Source organism: Streptomyces sp. NPDC091292, assembly GCF_044757265.1.
GTDB lineage: Bacteria > Actinomycetota > Actinomycetes > Streptomycetales > Streptomycetaceae > Streptomyces.
Window position 1 is genome coordinate 187185 of the sequence record NZ_JBIVUQ010000013.1, and the last position, 16131, is coordinate 203315.

At 71.0% G+C, this 16131-nt stretch carries 14 protein-coding genes; 9 read left to right on the forward strand and 5 right to left on the reverse strand.

The window, feature by feature from the left end; translation table 11 throughout:
• The first annotated feature begins 52 nt into the window (after positions 1–52).
• Complete coding sequence (locus ACIQNU_RS30010; RefSeq protein WP_401372363.1) at positions 53–844, forward strand: SDR family NAD(P)-dependent oxidoreductase; 792 nt, start codon at positions 53–55, stop codon at positions 842–844.
• Between the two features lie 33 nt (positions 845–877).
• Here ACIQNU_RS30010 and ACIQNU_RS30015 read toward each other — a convergent pair whose 3' ends face one another.
• Positions 878–2071 (reverse strand): RtcB family protein, encoded by a 1194-nt coding sequence (locus ACIQNU_RS30015; protein ID WP_401372365.1) that lies wholly within the window; start codon positions 2069–2071, stop codon positions 878–880.
• A 194-nt stretch (positions 2072–2265) separates the two neighbouring features.
• Between ACIQNU_RS30015 and ACIQNU_RS30020 the strand changes: the two genes are divergently transcribed.
• The 3 genes from ACIQNU_RS30020 (at position 2266) to ACIQNU_RS30030 (ending at position 5584) form a co-directional block, all read left to right on the forward strand.
• Entirely contained in the window at positions 2266–3120 is an 855-nt protein-coding gene (locus ACIQNU_RS30020; protein WP_401372367.1) for a DUF3558 domain-containing protein, read from the forward strand.
• A gap of 149 nt (positions 3121–3269) precedes the next feature.
• On the forward strand, positions 3270–4049 hold the full coding sequence (locus tag ACIQNU_RS30025; protein WP_401372369.1) for a DUF3558 domain-containing protein: 780 nt from the start codon (positions 3270–3272) through the stop codon (positions 4047–4049).
• Between the two features lie 92 nt (positions 4050–4141).
• On the forward strand, positions 4142–5584 hold the full coding sequence (locus ACIQNU_RS30030) for a DUF2637 domain-containing protein (RefSeq protein WP_401372371.1): 1443 nt from the start codon (positions 4142–4144) through the stop codon (positions 5582–5584).
• Between the two features lie 54 nt (positions 5585–5638).
• On the opposite strand, the gene lysS is transcribed toward ACIQNU_RS30030, so the two are convergent.
• Positions 5639–7369 carry a lysine--tRNA ligase gene (gene lysS, locus ACIQNU_RS30035; protein WP_401372372.1) on the reverse strand — a complete coding sequence of 577 codons (1731 nt, stop codon included), beginning with the start codon at positions 7367–7369 and terminating at the stop codon, positions 5639–5641.
• Between the two features lie 158 nt (positions 7370–7527).
• On the opposite strand from lysS, the gene argS reads away from it, so the two are divergent.
• Positions 7528–9294, forward strand: coding sequence for an arginine--tRNA ligase (gene argS / locus ACIQNU_RS30040; protein ID WP_401372374.1), 1767 nt, complete (start codon positions 7528–7530; stop codon positions 9292–9294).
• Positions 9295–9394: 100 nt separating this feature from the next.
• Here argS and ACIQNU_RS30045 read toward each other — a convergent pair whose 3' ends face one another.
• On the reverse strand, positions 9395–10630 hold the full coding sequence (locus ACIQNU_RS30045) for a PLP-dependent aminotransferase family protein (RefSeq protein ID WP_401372375.1): 1236 nt from the start codon (positions 10628–10630) through the stop codon (positions 9395–9397).
• A gap of 103 nt (positions 10631–10733) precedes the next feature.
• Positions 10734–11996 carry a helix-turn-helix domain-containing protein gene (locus ACIQNU_RS30050; protein WP_401372377.1) on the reverse strand — a complete coding sequence of 421 codons (1263 nt, stop codon included), beginning with the start codon at positions 11994–11996 and terminating at the stop codon, positions 10734–10736.
• A 246-nt stretch (positions 11997–12242) separates the two neighbouring features.
• Between ACIQNU_RS30050 and ACIQNU_RS30055 the strand changes: the two genes are divergently transcribed.
• The 4 genes from ACIQNU_RS30055 (at position 12243) to ACIQNU_RS30070 (ending at position 15642) form a co-directional block, all read left to right on the forward strand.
• Complete coding sequence (locus tag ACIQNU_RS30055; protein WP_401372379.1) at positions 12243–12974, forward strand: DUF4232 domain-containing protein; 732 nt, start codon at positions 12243–12245, stop codon at positions 12972–12974.
• Positions 12975–13042: 68 nt separating this feature from the next.
• Complete coding sequence (locus ACIQNU_RS30060) at positions 13043–13870, forward strand: DUF4253 domain-containing protein (protein WP_401372381.1); 828 nt, start codon at positions 13043–13045, stop codon at positions 13868–13870.
• A gap of 39 nt (positions 13871–13909) precedes the next feature.
• Positions 13910–14761 carry a DUF3592 domain-containing protein gene (locus ACIQNU_RS30065; protein ID WP_401372383.1) on the forward strand — a complete coding sequence of 284 codons (852 nt, stop codon included), beginning with the start codon at positions 13910–13912 and terminating at the stop codon, positions 14759–14761.
• Complete coding sequence (locus tag ACIQNU_RS30070) at positions 14758–15642, forward strand: glycosyltransferase family 2 protein (RefSeq protein ID WP_401372385.1); 885 nt, start codon at positions 14758–14760, stop codon at positions 15640–15642. The genes ACIQNU_RS30065 and ACIQNU_RS30070 overlap by 4 nt, the downstream gene beginning before the upstream one ends.
• Positions 15643–15759: 117 nt before the next feature.
• On the opposite strand, the gene ACIQNU_RS30075 is transcribed toward ACIQNU_RS30070, so the two are convergent.
• Positions 15760–16113 carry a DUF805 domain-containing protein gene (locus ACIQNU_RS30075; RefSeq protein ID WP_401372387.1) on the reverse strand — a complete coding sequence of 118 codons (354 nt, stop codon included), beginning with the start codon at positions 16111–16113 and terminating at the stop codon, positions 15760–15762.
• Positions 16114–16131: the final 18 nt, after the last annotated feature.

The following is a 16131-nucleotide window of genomic DNA, read 5'->3' on the forward strand; positions in this document are numbered from 1 at the left end:
ATCCTGACGGAACCGAGCCCGCCCGTACGCACCGCCTCCGGAGGAACCCCGCATGACCGCCCCGCAGGACGCGCCCGCGACCCAGCCCGCCACCGACCGCGTCGCCGTCGTCACCGGCGCGAGCAGCGGAATCGGCGCCGCCACCGCGCGGCAGCTCGCGGCGACCGGGCTGCACGTCGTCCTCACCGCCCGCCGCAAGGACCGTGTCGAGGCGCTGGCGGCGGAGCTGACGGCGGCCGGGCACCGGGCCACGGCGTACGCGCTCGACGTGACGGACCGGGCGGCGGTGCACGCGTTCGCGGCGACCCTCGACCACTGCGAGGTGCTGGTCAACAACGCGGGCGGCGCGCTCGGCGCGGACCCGGTGGCGACCGGCGACCCGGAGGACTGGCGGCGGATGTACGAGACCAATGTGCTCGGCACCCTCCACGTCACCCAGGCGCTGCTGCCCGCACTGACCGCGAGCGGCGACGGCACCGTGGTGATCCTGTCCTCGACGGCGGCCCTCGCGACCTACGAGGGCGGCGCCGGATACGTGGCGGCGAAGCACGCGGAACACGTACTCGCCGAGACCCTGCGCCTGGAGATCGTCGGCCAGCCGGTCCGGGTGATCGAGGTGGCCCCGGGCATGGTGAAGACGGACGAGTTCGCGACGACCCGGTTCCACGGGGACGTCGAGAGGGCGGCCAAGGTCTACGAGGGCGTGGCCGAGCCCCTGACCGCCGACGACGTGGCCGACACCATCACCTGGGCGATCACCCGCCCCGCCCACGTCAACATCGACCTCCTGGTGGTCCGCCCAAGGGCCCAGGCATCCAACACCAAGGTCCATCGCACCCGATGACCGCCGTATGCCCCCGTACGACCCCCGCAGGCGTCAGCCCTTCACGCAGATGACCTGCTTCAGCTTCGCCACGACCTCCACCAGGTCGCTCTGCTGCTCCATCACCTGCTCGATCGGCTTGTACGCGGCCGGGATCTCGTCCACGACGCCCGAGTCCTTACGGCACTCGACGCCCCGCGTCTGCTCCTCCAGGTCCTTCGTCGAGAAGCGGCGCTTGGCGGCGCCCCGGCTCATCCGCCGGCCCGCGCCGTGCGACGCCGAGTTGAACGCCTTCTCGTTGCCGAGGCCCTTCACGATGTACGAGCCGGTGCCCATCGAGCCCGGGATGATTCCGTACTCCCCGGAGCCCGCGCGGATCGCGCCCTTCCGCGTGACCAGCAGGTCCATGCCCTCGTACCGCTCCTCCGCCACATAGTTGTGGTGGCAGGAGATCTCCGGCTCGAAGGTCACCTTGGCCTTCTTGAACTCCCGGCGAATCACGTCCTGCGAGAGGGCCATCATGATCGCGCGGTTGTGCCGTGCGTACTCCTGGGCCCAGAACAGGTCGTTGCGGTAGGCGGCCATCTGCGGGGTCTGGGCGACGAACACGGCGAGGTCCCGGTCCACCAGCCCCTGGTTGTGCGGCAGTTGCTGCGCCACACCGATGTGGTGATCCGCCAGCTCCTTGCCGATGTTCCGCGATCCGGAGTGCAGCATAATCCAGACATTGTCGACTGAATCTATACAAAACTCCCAGAAGTGGTTGCCCGATCCCAGTGTTCCCATCTGCTTCACAGCCCGTCCCTCGCGGAACTTCACCGCGTCCGCCACGCCCGCGAAGCGGGACCAGAAGTCCGTCCAGCCCGCCGTGGCGAACCCGTGGAAGCGGGTCGGGTCGATCGCGCTGTCGTGCATGCCTCGGCCCACCGGAATCGTCTGCTCGATCTTCGAGCGGAGGCGGGACAGGTCGCCCGGCAGATCGTTCGCCGTCAGGGACGTCCGTACCGCCGACATTCCGCAGCCGATGTCCACGCCGACCGCCGCCGGGCACACCGCGTCGCGCATCGCGATCACCGAACCGACCGTGGCACCCTTGCCGAAGTGCACGTCCGGCATCACCGCGAGGCCCTTGATCCACGGCAGCGTCGCCACGTTCTGGAGCTGGCGCAGCGCGCCGTCCTCGACGGACGCCGGATCCGCCCACATCCGGATGGGTACCCGCGCACCCGGAACCTCTACATACGACATAGCGTCCTCATTCCCCCGTAATCGTTCAAAAGTCTGTAAGCGCAAATACCGGAGCCAAGGTCGTCGAATGGGATGACGGACCGGCGTCCACGGCCGTGCGTGCGATACACATTGTGGCGACAGGGCCCAGGTCGGCAGCAAACGAATAATCAGGTCGGCGGGCCAGGCGGCCCCCGTCGAGAGGAGCCATCACCGTGCAGCGGAAGGCGTACGTCCCGGGCGTCGTGGCGCTCCTCGCGGCCCTGCTCGCCGGGTGTACCGGCGGTTCGGGCGGGGGTGACCCGGCGACCGACGCCAAGCCGGGCGACCCCAGCGCGACGGTTCCCGCGGCGGCGCCCGGCAAATACCGCACCCTCCCCGAGCCCTGCGGCGCCGTCGACCACGGCACCCTCGACTCCCTCCTGCCCGGCATCCGGCAGCTCACGGACGAGGACCAGCGCGCGAAGGCGTACGAGGGCGCGGCCACGACGACGTACGACACCGACCGGCGCGTCGGCTGCCGCTGGAAGGTCGAGGCGGCGGGCGCCACGCACCATCTCCTGGTCGACTTCGAGCGTGTCGTCTCCTATGACCGCGCGGTCAGCGACGACACCCGCGCGGACGAGGTGTACACGGTCAAGCAGAAGGCCGCCGATCTGCCCGAACCGGCCGCGAGCACGACCGGCAGCGGCAGCACCCCCGGGGCCAAGGGCGGCGGCAAGGGCGGCGAGGGAGATCCCAGTTCTTCAGGGACCCCCTCCGGCAGCACATCGGCCCCCGGCCCCTCCGACTCCTCCGACCCCGGCTCGGGCGGCCCGGCGGCCGAGAACCTGCTCCCCCGCGTCCTCGGCAAACTGGGCGACGCCGCCTACCTCGACGACCGGGTCTCGACCTCCGCCTCGGCCACCCGTCAGCGCACCGTGACTGTGGTGTTCCGCACGTCGAACGTCATCGTGACGATCGCGTACGACGAGCAGCCGACGGTCCCGGACGTGCAGCCGGACAGCAAGGAGTTGCAGGACAGGGCGCAGAAGTTGGCCCACCGCCTGGCCGAGCGCTTCGCCGGCTGACGCCCTCGGCACCGCCCGCCGGGCGCCCCCGGTCCGGCGGGATCCGGAACGGCGCGGGGCGCGTTCGGCGTACGGTGGCCCCGTCCGTCAGAACGTATGAGCGTCAGAACAAGCGAGCGTCATACCAGAGCGACACGAGTGAAGGAACCATGCAGCGACCCGCCAAGCGACTCACCCGCATCCTTGTCTGCGCAGCCGCCGTCCCGGTGCTCCTCGCCGCATCCGGCTGCTCGTCCGACTCCGGCTCGGGCGACAGCGGCGCGAAGAAGGACTCCGGTGCGTCGGCGTCCTCGTCCGGTGGCTCCGACGGTGGTGCGGACGGCACGCCGACCGTGGAGAAGGCCGCGTTCGCGAAGCTGCCCGACCCGTGTGGAGCGCTGGCGAAGAAGACGCTCGGCGATCTGGTCCCGAAGGCCAAGTCGGGCAGCGCGGGCCGCTCCGACGACACCTCGATGCGCGGTACGTGCTCCTGGAACAGCCTGGAGAACAAGGGTGTCGACGGATCCCAGTTCCGCTGGCTGAACGTGTCGCTGCTGCGCTTCGAGTCGGACGCGGCCCGGGGCAGCGGGGCCAAGCTGGCCGGTGAGTACCAGGCGAAGCAGGTCAAGGACGCGCAGGCGACGGACGGCGCGGCGAACGTGAAGACGTCGGCGCTGTCCACGGGCGACGCCGCGCAGCTCGTGCGGTACGACCTGAAGAAGAAGGAAGGGTCCTTCAAGCAGCAGACGGTCGTGGCGCGGGTCGAGAACGTCGTGGTGACCGTCGACTACAACGGCGCCGGTCTCGCGGGCGACAAGGCGCCGAGCGCGGACACGCTGGCGAAGGCGGCGCAGAAGGCCGCGCAGGAGGCGGTGAACGCGGTGATCGCCGCGAACTCCGCGTCGAACGGTTCGCCGTCGCCCTCCAAGTCCCCCAAGGCAGCGAGCTGAACAGCGGGCGCTAAACGGCTCCGACCCCCCACCCCCCGCACACATGTGCCAGTCTGTTCCGCGCAACAAGCCGCACAGGGAGGGGAGTAACGGTGGCCGGGCCACTTCAGCTGACACGTACGCACCGGATCCTGATCGCGCTGGTCGTCACGGGCGCCGTCATCATCGCGGGCATCGGCTTCGCGGGCTCGTACGCGGCCGTACGGGAGTTGGCGATCCAGAAGGGGTTCGGGAACTTCAGCTACGTCTTCCCGATCGGCATCGACGCGGGCATCTGCGTACTCCTCGCCCTGGACCTGCTGCTCACCTGGATCCGTATCCCCTTCCCGCTGCTGCGTCAGACGGCGTGGCTGCTGACGGCCGCGACGATCGCGTTCAACGGTGCCGCCGCATGGCCGGATCCGCTCGGTGTGGGCATGCACGGCGTGATCCCGATCCTGTTCGTGGTCTCCGTCGAGGCGGCCCGGCACGCGATCGGACGGATCGCGGACATCACGGCCGACAAGCACATGGAGGGCGTACGGATCACCCGGTGGCTGCTGTCGCCGATTCCGACGTTCCTGCTGTGGCGGCGGATGAAGCTGTGGGAGCTGCGCTCGTACGAGCAGGTGATCAAGCTGGAGCAGGAGCGGCTCGTGTACCAGGCGCGGATGCGCTCCCGCTTCGGGCGCGCCTGGCGCCGCAAGGCGCCGGTGGAGTCGCTGATGCCGCTGCGCCTGGCCAAGTACGGGGTCCCGCTCGCGGAGACGGCACCGGCGGGCCTGGCGGCGGCGGGCATCGAACCGGCCCTGCTGCCCCCGGCCCCCGCCCCGACCCCGGCCCCGATCCCGGCCGCCGCCGAACTGGAACCGGCACCCCCGGCCCCCACCCAGCAGCAGCCCACCCTGCAGAAGACAGAGCCGCAGACACAACAACAGACACAGCAGCAGCCGCAGCAACAGCCCGAGGAGCCGGAGGAGTTGAACCCCTGGTTCGCCCCACCGCAGCCGGCCGCCTACGAGGGCGGCTACGACCCGGACTTCGTCCCCGAGGACCAGTACGCGCAGTACTACTCGGAACAGCAGCGGTACGAGGAGTACGCGGAACCCCAGTACGCCGAGCAGCAGCGATACGCCGAGCAGCAACAGCAGTACATGGACCCGCAGTACGCCGAACCGGAGTACGTCCAGCCGGAACCCCCGGAGCCGGGGTTCCGCGTCCCGTCGGGCCCCGGCCGCACCCGCCCCCTCGGCAACGCCGCCATCCCCTCCCCGCGCGCGGAACAGCAGCCGACGCCCGAGCAGCCGGACGTGGACGTCCCGCGCGAGGAGCGCGAGGAACAGCGGTTCGCGGACGACGCGTCACAGGAGGACGCGTACTACCAGGTGTTCCGGCAGTCGACGAAGAGCCAGGGCAGCATGCCGTCCCCGGCGTCGTTCGGCGCGGACATAGAGTCCTCTTTCGGCCACACCCTCACGGACAGCGTCCTGAAGCGCTACCTGAAGAACTTCGAGAACCGCCTGAACGCGGAACTGGCGGAGGACCACATCGCGTAGGGAAAGGCGTGAGGGGAGGAGACGCAGCCCCCTCCCCTCGCCTCCCTCCGAGAGCTACGCCGACAGCAGCTTCCGTACCCGCTCAACCCCCACCGCGAGCAACAGCGTCGGCAGCCGCGGCCCGGTGTCGCGCCCCACGAGCAGCCGGTAGAGCAGCGCGAAGAACGACCGCTGTGCGGCCTTCAGTTCGGCGGTGGGCCCGGCGTCGGCGTCCAGCCCTTCCAGCGTCTTGGGTACGCCGTAGACGAGCGTGGTGAGCCCGTCCAGCGACCAGTGGCTGTCGAGCCCTTCGAGCAGCAGCCGCAGCGACTCACGGCCACGGTCGTCCAGGGAGACGAGCAGTTCGGTGTCGGGCTCGGCCCGTACGACGGTCCGCTGCTCGGCCGGCACCTGCGTGTTGATCCACGCCTGCGCCTTGTCGAACCGGGGCCGCACCTCGTCCAGGGAGGCGAGGGGCCGCTCGGGGTCGAGTTCGCCGAGGATGCGCAGCGCCTGGTCCTCGTGGCCGCCGGTGATGTCGGCGACGGACGCGAGCGTGCGGTACGGCAGCGGGCGCGGGGTGCGCGGCAGCTCACCGGCCGCGGTGCCGATCGCGCGGGAGTACGCGGCGGCGTCGGCGGGCAGCACCGACGCGTCGGCGACCTTGGCGGCGAGCTTGTCCCACTCGTCGTAGAGCCGCTGGATCTCCTGGTCGAAGGCGATCTTGAAGGACTGGTTGGGGCGGCGGCGGGCGTAGAGCCAGCGCAGGAGCTGGGGCTCCATGATCTCCAGGGCGTCGGCCGGGGTCGGCACCCCGCCCTTGCTGCTGGACATCTTCGCCATGCCGCTGATGCCCACAAAGGCGTACATCGGGCCGATGGGCTGTTCGCCGCCGAAGATCCCGACGATCTGGCCGCCGACCTGGAAGCTGGAGCCGGGCGAGGAGTGGTCGACGCCGGACGGCTCGAAGATCACGCCCTCGTAGGCCCAGCGCATGGGCCAGTCGACCTTCCACACGAGCTTGCCGCGGTTGAACTCGCTCAGCCGCACGGTCTCCGAGAAGCCGCAGGCGGCACAGGTGTACGTCAGCTCGGTGGTGTCGTCGTCGTACGCCGTGACGGTGGTGAGGTCCTTCTCGCAGCTCCCGCAGTACGGCTTGTACGGGAAGTAGCCCGTCGAGCCGCTGCCGTCGTCCTCCGCGGCGGCGCCCGAGCCTTCGGCGGCCTCCAGCTCGGCCTCGTCGACGGGCTTCTGCGACTTCTTGCCGGGGCCCTTCTTCGTCCGGTACTGGCCGAGGATCGCGTCGATGTCGCCGCGGTGCTTCATGGCGTGCAGGACCTGGTCGCGGTAGACGCCCGAGGTGTACTGGGCGGTCTGGCTGATCCCGTCGTACGCGACGCCGAGCGCGGCGAGCGCGTCGACCATGGCGGCCTTGAAGTGCTCGGCCCAGTTCGCGTAGGGGGAGCCCTCGGGGGCGGGGACGGAGGTCAGGGGCTTGCCGATGTGCTCGGCCCAGGAACCGTCGACGCCCGGGATGCCGACGGGCACCTTGCGATACCGGTCGTAGTCGTCCCACGACAGCAGGTGCCGGACCGTGCGGCCCCGGCGGCGGATCTCGTCGGCGACGAGGTGCGGGGTCATGACCTCGCGGAGGTTGCCGAGGTGGATCGGGCCGGACGGACTGAGACCGGACGCGACCACTACGTCCTTGCCGGGGGCGCGGCGATCCGACTCGGCGATGACCTCGTCCGCGAAACGGGAGACCCAGTCGGTGGTCTCGGTGCTGCTCTGAGCCACGATCGGCACGTCCTTCTTTCCTGAGGGAGCCGCCGCACGGTCCCACGGGGCTGTCCGCCCATTCTCCCAGCTCCTGCCGCGAGCGCGAAAATGGCTTTTCCCCGCATGGAATACTTGAGTTTTGTAGCTACACCCGACTCAGGAACCCGAGCAGAACGGCATCCTTCATGGCCTCGGTCACGTCCCTCACCGCCTCCGTCGACCAGCGTCTCGCGACCGCTCTCCAGGCTGCTCTGCCGGATGCGGGCTCCGCGGACCCGCTGCTGCGACGAAGCGACCGGGCCGACTTCCAGGCCAACGGCATCCTCGCCCTCGCGAAGAAGGCGAAGGCGAACCCGCGCGAGCTGGCCGGGCAGGTCGTGGACGCGCTCCCGGCGGACGACGTGATCCAGGACGTCGAGGTCTCCGGACCCGGCTTCCTGAACATCACGGTCACGGACCGGGCGATCACCGCGAACCTGGCCGCGCGCGCGGCGGACGACGAGGGACGTCTCGGCGTCCCGCGCGCGGAGCACCCCGGTACGACGGTGATCGACTACGCGCAGCCGAACGTCGCGAAGGAGATGCACGTAGGGCATCTGCGGTCGGCGGTGATCGGTGACGCGGTCGTGCAGATCCTGGAGTTCACCGGCGAGTCGGTGGTGCGCAGGCACCACATCGGCGACTGGGGTACCCAGTTCGGCATGCTCATCCAGCATCTGATCGAGCACCCGCACGAGCTGGACCACGGCGAAGGCGACGCCCGGGACGGCCAGACCGCCATGTCGAACCTCGACCGGCTCTACAAGGCGGCGCGGGCGCAGTTCGACGCGGACGAGGAGTTCAAGACGCGGGCGCGCCGCCGGGTCGTGGACCTCCAGGCGGGCGACCCGGAGACGCGGGCGCGCTGGCAGAAGTTCGTGGACGAGTCGAAGCTGTACTTCTACTCGGTGTTCGACAAGCTCGACATGGAGATCCACGACGAGGACGTGGTCGGCGAGTCCGGCTACAACGACATGCTGGACGAGACGTGCAGGCTCCTGGAGGAGTCGGGGGTCGCGGTGCGGTCCGAGGGCGCGCTGTGCGTGTTCTTCGACGACGTGAAGGGCCCCGACGGCCAGCCGGTCCCGCTGATCGTGCGCAAGTCGGACGGCGGGTACGGGTATGCGGCGACGGACCTGTCGGCGATCCGGGACCGCGTCTTCCGCCTCAAGGCGAACACCCTCCTGTACGTGGTGGACGCCCGGCAGTCGCTGCACTTCAGGATGGTCTTCGAGACGGCCCGCCGCGCCGGCTGGCTGAACGACGACGTGAAGGCGCAGCAGCTCGCGTTCGGCACGGTCCTCGGCAAGGACGGCAAGCCGTTCAAGACCCGTGCCGGTGCGACGGTCCGCCTGGAGGACCTGCTCGACGAGGCGGTCGAGCGCGCGTCGGCGGTCGTCCGCGAGAAGGCGCGCGACCTGACGGAGGAGGAGATCGCCGAGCGGGGCACCCAGGTGGGTATCGGCGCGGTGAAGTACGCGGACCTGTCGACGTCGGCGAGCCGCGACTACAAGTTCGACCTGGACCAGATGGTGTCGCTGCACGGTGACACGAGCGTGTACCTCCAGTACGCGTACGCCCGGATCCAGTCGATCCTCCGCAGGGCCGGCGAGGCACGTCCGGTCGCCCATCCGGAACTCGAACTGGCCGAGGCGGAGCGGGCGCTGGGCCTGCACGTGGACGCGTTCGCGGAGACGGTGGCGGAAGCGGCGGCGGAGTACGCCCCGCACAAGCTGGCGTCGTACCTGTACCAGTTGGCGTCGCTGTACACGACGTTCTACGAGAAGTGCCATGTCCTGAATGCGGATACGAAGGCCCAGAAGGAAAACCGCCTGTTCCTCTGCGACATCACAGCGAAAACCCTCCACCAGGGAGTAGCACTACTGGGAATCAGGACCCCGGAACGCCTGTAGCCGACAGCCCCGTCGAGGGCAGACGCCCCACCCGTTCCACAACCCGCAACCGTTGTGGGCAGGCGTTCCGCACGGCGGAACGGGTGGGCACAACCCGGGACTACCCCAGCCCCGAAGCCAACGCCAACCCAAGCCGACCCAACCCCACCCGAATCTCATCCGGCGTATGCGTAACAAAGCACAACCGCAGGGTGCGCGGGTCCGGGGCGCCGGCATAGAACGGCGCCCCGGGCACGTACGCCACATCATGCGCAACCACCGACGCAAGCAGCGCAGCGCTGTCGTACCCCTCAGGCAACCGAGCCCACAGAAACATCCCCCCGGAGGGCCGACTCCAGGTGGCCCCACCAGGCAGCGCGCCCTCCAGACCCCCCAGCATCGCGTCCCGCCGCTCCCCGTACGCCCGAGCCACCCGCACCACATGCGCGTCGAGATCCCGGTCGGCGAGATACCGCGCGGCGGCAAGCTGGTTCACGGTCGGCGTGTGCAGATCGGCGGCCTGCTTGGCGACGACACAGGCGCGCCGCACCGCGTCCGGCGCCCGCAGCCACCCGAGCCGCAGACCGGGCGCCATCACCTTGGAGAAGGTCCCGAGGAGCACGGTCCGGTCCTCCGCGCCGGGGTAGGACGCGATCCACGGCACCCGTTCCCCCTCGAACCGCAGCTCCCCGTACGGATCGTCCTCCACGATCCACAGCCCGCGCCGGGCGGCGACGGAGGCGATGGCGGCGCGCCGTTCGCCGGGCAGGGTCCGCCCGGTCGGGTTCTGGAACGTCGGCACGGCGTACAGCAGCTTGGGCCGGTGTGCGGCGACGAGGGCGTCCAGGGCGTCGGGGTCGATGCCGTCGCCGTCGCACGGAACGGGCACCACGCGCGCGCCCGCGTAGGCGAACGCCTGGAGCGCGGCGAGGTAGCAGGGCGTCTCGACGAGGACGGTGTCGCCGGGCTCGACGAGCACCGTGGCGAGCAGCGAAAGGCCCTGCTGCGATCCGGTGGTGACGAGCAGGTCGTCGGGCGCGGTGGTGAGCCCGCGCGCGGTGGTGCGTTCCGCGAGGGCGGTACGGAGGGTGGGCTCGCCCTCGGTCGTGGCGTACTGGAGGGCCCGCGCGGGCGTGCGCGCGAGGACGTCCTGGAACGCGGCGGCGACGCCCTCGCTGTCGAAGAGTTCCGGCGCCGGAAGTCCGCCCGCGAAGTTGATCACCTCGGGCCGTGCGGTGACGGCAAGGATGTCCCGTACCGGTGAACCGCCGATCGCGGTGGCCCGCGCGGCCAGCGGGGGCGGCGCGGCAAAGGCGTGGACGGCGGGGGTGTGGCGGGCGGGCCCGGTCACGGTCACTGCGGCTCCTTCGGCACGGCACGGGCGGATGCCCGGAGCCTAAGCACCTGGATGCCGTCTACAAACATCGTTTCGCGATACGGACACCTCGCCGCGCGGTGTCTCAGGGGGTCTGCGGCCCGGGGTCGGGCCTCGTCTCCCAGCGTGATCCGCCCAGCGGGTAGTCGTAGTCCCCGGTGCCCCTGCCCGCGCTCGTGCGGAAGGGGACACCGTTGTCGTCGATCCGCAGCGTGCCCCGGCGGGTGCCGCTCGACCAGTCCAGCTCCAGGAACCAGCTCACATCGCGCGCCTGCGCGCGGGCGGTGAGGTAGAAGACCTCCGGGTCGCTCTCGCTGACCTTGTAGGGGAAGTCCCGCTGACCCCCGACCGGGTCTGCCGACGGGTGGCCCGAGTCGAGGGCGATGTCGAAGGCCTTGGTCTGGACTCCGCCGCCGCAGCCGACGCCCATGGCGTAGTCGTTCCAGGCGAGCGGGGCGCCGGACTTCACCACGCGCACGTGCAGGGCCTCCAGGACCACGGTCTCGCCGCCGGTGCCCTGCACGGTCAGCGCCACGTACTGCTGGTCGGCCGCGACGCCGCCCAGCGCGCTGACCCAGCCCCGGGCGTCCTGCTCGGCGGGCGGCGGCGGGACCTGCCCTGCCGGCCGGTCCACGAGGTAGTGCTGACTGCACGGGTTCTCCCACGCGTACGGGCGCGTGGCGACCGTCACGGGCGGTACGGAACTCTCCGTACGGGACTTCGACGGGGACGCGGATCCGGTCGGGGTCGGGTCTGTCGTGCGGGACGCGCGCGGGGAGGGCGATTTCGCCGAGGAGGACGCCGAGGGCGCGCCGGGGGACGGCGACTTGGAGGTGCCGGCGGCGACGGGGGCGCCGTCCGCCTGGGGTGCCGCGTCGGGGCCGGGCGGCAGCAGTTGCGTACCGAGGACGACGGCGCCGACGACGGCGAGGGCACCGGCCGCCACGTAAAGGCCGCGCCTACGCGCGCGGGGGGACGGCCGCGGCTCCCCCGGCCCGCTCGGCCGCCCCGGTTCCCCCGGTTCCCCCGGTTCCTGCGGAACGTCCGCTACCGGTTCCGGCACCGATTCCGCGACCGCCGTCTTCCGCCCCCGTACCGCGTCCGCGACGACCCACGCGCGGTGGATCTCCACCAGCTCGTCGGGCGACGCCTTGCAGAGCCGGGCGAACCGTTCCACGGCCGCGTACTCGGTGGGCACGGCGTCGCCGTTGCAGTACCTGTGCAGCGTCGACGTGCTCATGTGGAGCCGCTTGGCGAGCGTCCCGTAGCTCAGCCCGGACCGCTCCTTGAGGTCCCGCAGCCGCTCCGCGAACGCCGCCGTCTCGTCCCGTCCCGCTTCCCCCGGCACCGCTCCCCCTCATGTCGCTTCGTGTTCCTGCGTGTCCCGCAGGCACCCGCGCGTCCCGTCCCGGCGTTCCAGGCAATGGTTGTTTCCGCAGGTCGGAGCCGGTGGAACCGTTCCATTGTCCCTGATCGCCCGGCGGTCCTGGCGGCTGGGACAGATCTCGCCGCAAGCTCTGGTCATCCAAGCACGACACCTCCGCTCCGGCCGAACCCCGGCCGGACCAGGAACCGCGATCGAAAGGCACCAGCCATGTCCGTACGTACCTCCCGCCCCCGTGTCCGTCTGTTCGCCGCCGCCACCTCCGTCGCCCTGTCCGCACTCGCGCTGACCGCCTGCCAGGACGGTGGGGGCGTGCGGGACGAGGGTGCGTCCGCCGGGAGTTCGGCGGTGACGACGGGCGACGAGAAGCCGGCCGCGTCGGAAGCGAAGCCGGATGCGCCGAAGGCTCCCGAGGCCCCGGAGGTCCCGGCGGAGGCGTCCGGCAAGCAGAACGCGGCCGGCACGCAGGGCTCGACGACGGGATCGGGGTCGGCCGCCCGCAAGCCGTCCAAGCCGGCCAAGCCGGTCACCTGCACCTCCGCCACCATGCGGGTGACGGTGACGAAGGTTTCCCGGCCCATCAACCACCTGCTGCTGACCGCCACCAACACCGGCACGGCGCCCTGCTACGCGTACGGCGCCCCCTACCTCCGCTTCGACCAGGCGCAGGCCGCCGTCCAGTTCATCGAGGACAGCAAGCCGCAGGCCGTCGTCACGCTGGACCCGGGCCAGTCCGCGTACGCCGGGATCATCATTTCCTCTCCGGAGGGCGTCCACGGCTACACCGCGAAGAAGCTCGGCGTCCTCTTCTCGAACCGCGCCATGAACGGGTCGGTCGGCTCCCCGGCGAACCTGACCCTGCCGAACGGCGGCGTGTACGTCGACAGCTCCAACCAGGTCACCTACTGGCAGAGCGACCTCTCCGCAGCCCTGGAGTGGTGACGCCGTCGCGGAGGCAACGGGGGCTCCTGGCGGGGGCGTTGTCAGTGGGCGGCCGTATGGTCGGGACCATGGCGATGCTTCCGAACCCGCTCCCGTCCCTCGCGGACGACCCCACGGGCCGCGCCCTGGGCCTGGACCTGCCGCCCGGGACGCTGGTCGACGACACGATCGACGAGCCCTGGCACGAACCGCTGCTGTGGTACGCGGAGGCGCCCGCCGTGCCCGGCGACTGGCGGCGGCTGCTGCCCGCGCGCCGCACGGCGGGGCTGCAGCCGGTGCTGCTCGGCAGCATCGGGCCCACGGGCGGGCGCCCGGAGGAGTGGGACCTCAACCCGGAGGGGACGACGTACGCCGGGGACCATGACGCGGAAGAGGTCCTTGCGGAGGTCTGGGAGGCGTACGCACAGGACGAACTCTCCGGGGATCCGGCGTCCGGCGCCGCGCCCGTGGGCCCCTGGCCGGGTCTCGCGGCGCCCGGCTCGTCCGACTTCGACCCGGACGGCGAGGCGGCCGAGCTGGCGGACATCCTCACCCTCGGCGACTCCTGGCTCGGCACCCCCCGGCTCGCCCTCGTCCCGGCCCGCCGCAGCGCCGACATCCCGGCCGCGATCGGCTGGTCGGGGCCGCTGAACTTCGAGGACGACGTGGCCCGGCTCTCGGCGGTACTGCGGTCCTGGGAGGACCGGTTCGGGATACGGGTGGTGGCGCTCACCTTCGACCAGCTCGTCGTCTCGGTGGCGGCCCCGCCGACCACGACGGAGGCGGCGGAGGCACTGGCGGTGGAACACTTCGCGTTCTGCCCGGACAACATCCAGCAGGGCACGCACCCGACCTTGTCGGCGTACGCCAAACACCGGATCATCGACCAACCGACGTGGTCGTTCTGGTGGGACTAGAGTCCGCGGGGACTCGCGCGGGGGAACAGGGGGGAACGGATGAGTACGGTCGATCCGGTCGCCGAGCGGCGCCGCAAGCAGCGGGCGGCGCGTGAGCGGGGGCCCGGTGTGGGCACGTTCATCGGCGTCGTGCTGTGCGCCGGCTTCTGGTACGTGTGCGGGCGCGGGTTCGCCGACGCGGCGGCCTATCCGGTGGGCACCGGATATCTGCCGTCCGAGCTGGCCCCGCCCAACGCCACACCGCCGCTGCTGTGGATGCTCTTCGTAGGGCTGTTCGGCGGCCTGATCACCGGCCTGTCCGTACGCGCCACCCTGGCCGAACGGACAGGCCCGCTCACGAAGATCGCGCTCTCGTCGGCCATGACCCACCTCCCCCTCGCGGCCGGAGTGCTGATCGGCGCCCGCTCCTCCTGGATCCCCGCACCGGACGACCGCGGCTCCTGGGGCGTGGGCGCCTGGCTGTCCTGGACCTCGCAGTACTGGGTCCCCGCCCTCCTCGTGCTGTACGTCGTCCTCCGGATCACCGTCTCCGCCCGCGTACGGCGAGCCCGCACGCGCCGCGAGTCCCGCGCCCGCGAGGTCATGGCCACCGGCACCCGCACCCAGGGCGTGGTCACGGACGTGACGGAGACGGGCGCGGAGATCCGCCACCGCCCCCACATACGAATCGTCGTCAAGTTCACGGACCACGAGGGCGTAACCCGCTGGGTCACCAAGTCAGGCACGGTCCCCCGCCCCCGCATCCCACGTCAGGGCACCCCGGCAACGGTCTGGTTCGACCGGTCAACCCCGTCGGACGAATCAGCGATCCCGATAGCCCTGACCCCCCTGGAAGACACCGCACCCGACACCCCACCCGGCACACCCGAGGACACGCTCACCTTCCTATGACCCCCGCACCTCCGCCCCGCCTGGGCGTCGGCATCGTGACCATGGGCAACCGGCCCGAAGAGCTGGCCGCCCTGCTGGACTCGGTCGCCAAACAGGACGTCGCACCCGCGCACATCGTCGTCGTGGGCCAGGGCACCCGCCTGCCCGACCTGGGCGACGGCATCGACCAGTTGGACCTGGAGGAGAACCTCGGCTGCCCCGGCGGCCGGAACGTGGCGCTGGCCCGCCTGCGGGAACTGGGCGGCGTGGACGTCGTCGTGGAACTGGACGACGACGGCCTGCTGATCGACCCGGACGTGTTCGGCACCGTACGGGACCTGTTCGCCGCCGACCCCGCCCTCGGCATCGTCGGATTCCGTATCGCCGACGAAACCGGCGAGACCCAGCGGCGGCACGTACCCCGGCTGCGCGCCGATGACCCCATGCGGCGCGGCCTCGTCACCGCCTTCCTGGGCGGCGGGCACGCCTTCTCGATGCCGATGCTGGACGAGATCGGCGACTGGCCGGCCGACTTCTTCTTCACGCACGAGGAGACCGACCTCGCCTGGCGGGCGCTCGACGCCGGCTGGAAGGTCCTCTACGAACCGGCGCTGCTGCTCCAGCACCCGAAGACGTCACCGGCCCGGCACGCCGTCTACTACCGCATGACCGCCCGCAACCGCGTCTGGCTGACCCGCCGCCGCCTCCCGTGGCCTCTCGTCCCCGTCCACCTCGGCGTATGGATCGTGCTCACCCTCGCGCGCACACGGTCCTGGGCCGGACTGAGGGCCTGGGCGGGCGGGTTCGTGGAAGGGGTGCGGCAACCCGCGGGAGAGCGGCGGCCGATGAGGTGGCGGACCGTGTACCGCATGACCAGGCTGGGGCGCCCCCCGATCGTCTGAAGTGCCGGAACCGGTCGTCCGAAATGCCGGAACCGGTCGTCCGAAATGCCGAACGCGACCCCCCCGCGCGCCGAGCAGGGCGCGCGGAAAGTCGCGTCGGGTGGTGAACCGGTACCGCTAGACGGTCGGCGTCAGCTTCGGGTTCGGGCCGTACTGGTTCTCGTTGGGCTTGCCCTCGGTGGCCATGAAGACCAGGAGGATGATGCCGCCGACCAGCGGGATCAGACCTATGAGGAGGAACCAGCCCGACTTGTCGGTGTCGTGGAGACGACGGACCGCGACCGCGAGGCTCGGGATCAGGACGCCCAGCCAGTAGATGATGACGAAGAGGTTCATGCCGATCACGGCGTCGATGATCGAGAACACGATCACGGCGAGCACGTTGAACAGGACGAACATCCAGTACTCCTGCCGGCGCGCACGCCCGCTGAACACCGCGTACTTCTTGAGCACATCCAGGTACCAGTTCACAGCAGTCCCCCAAGGGCC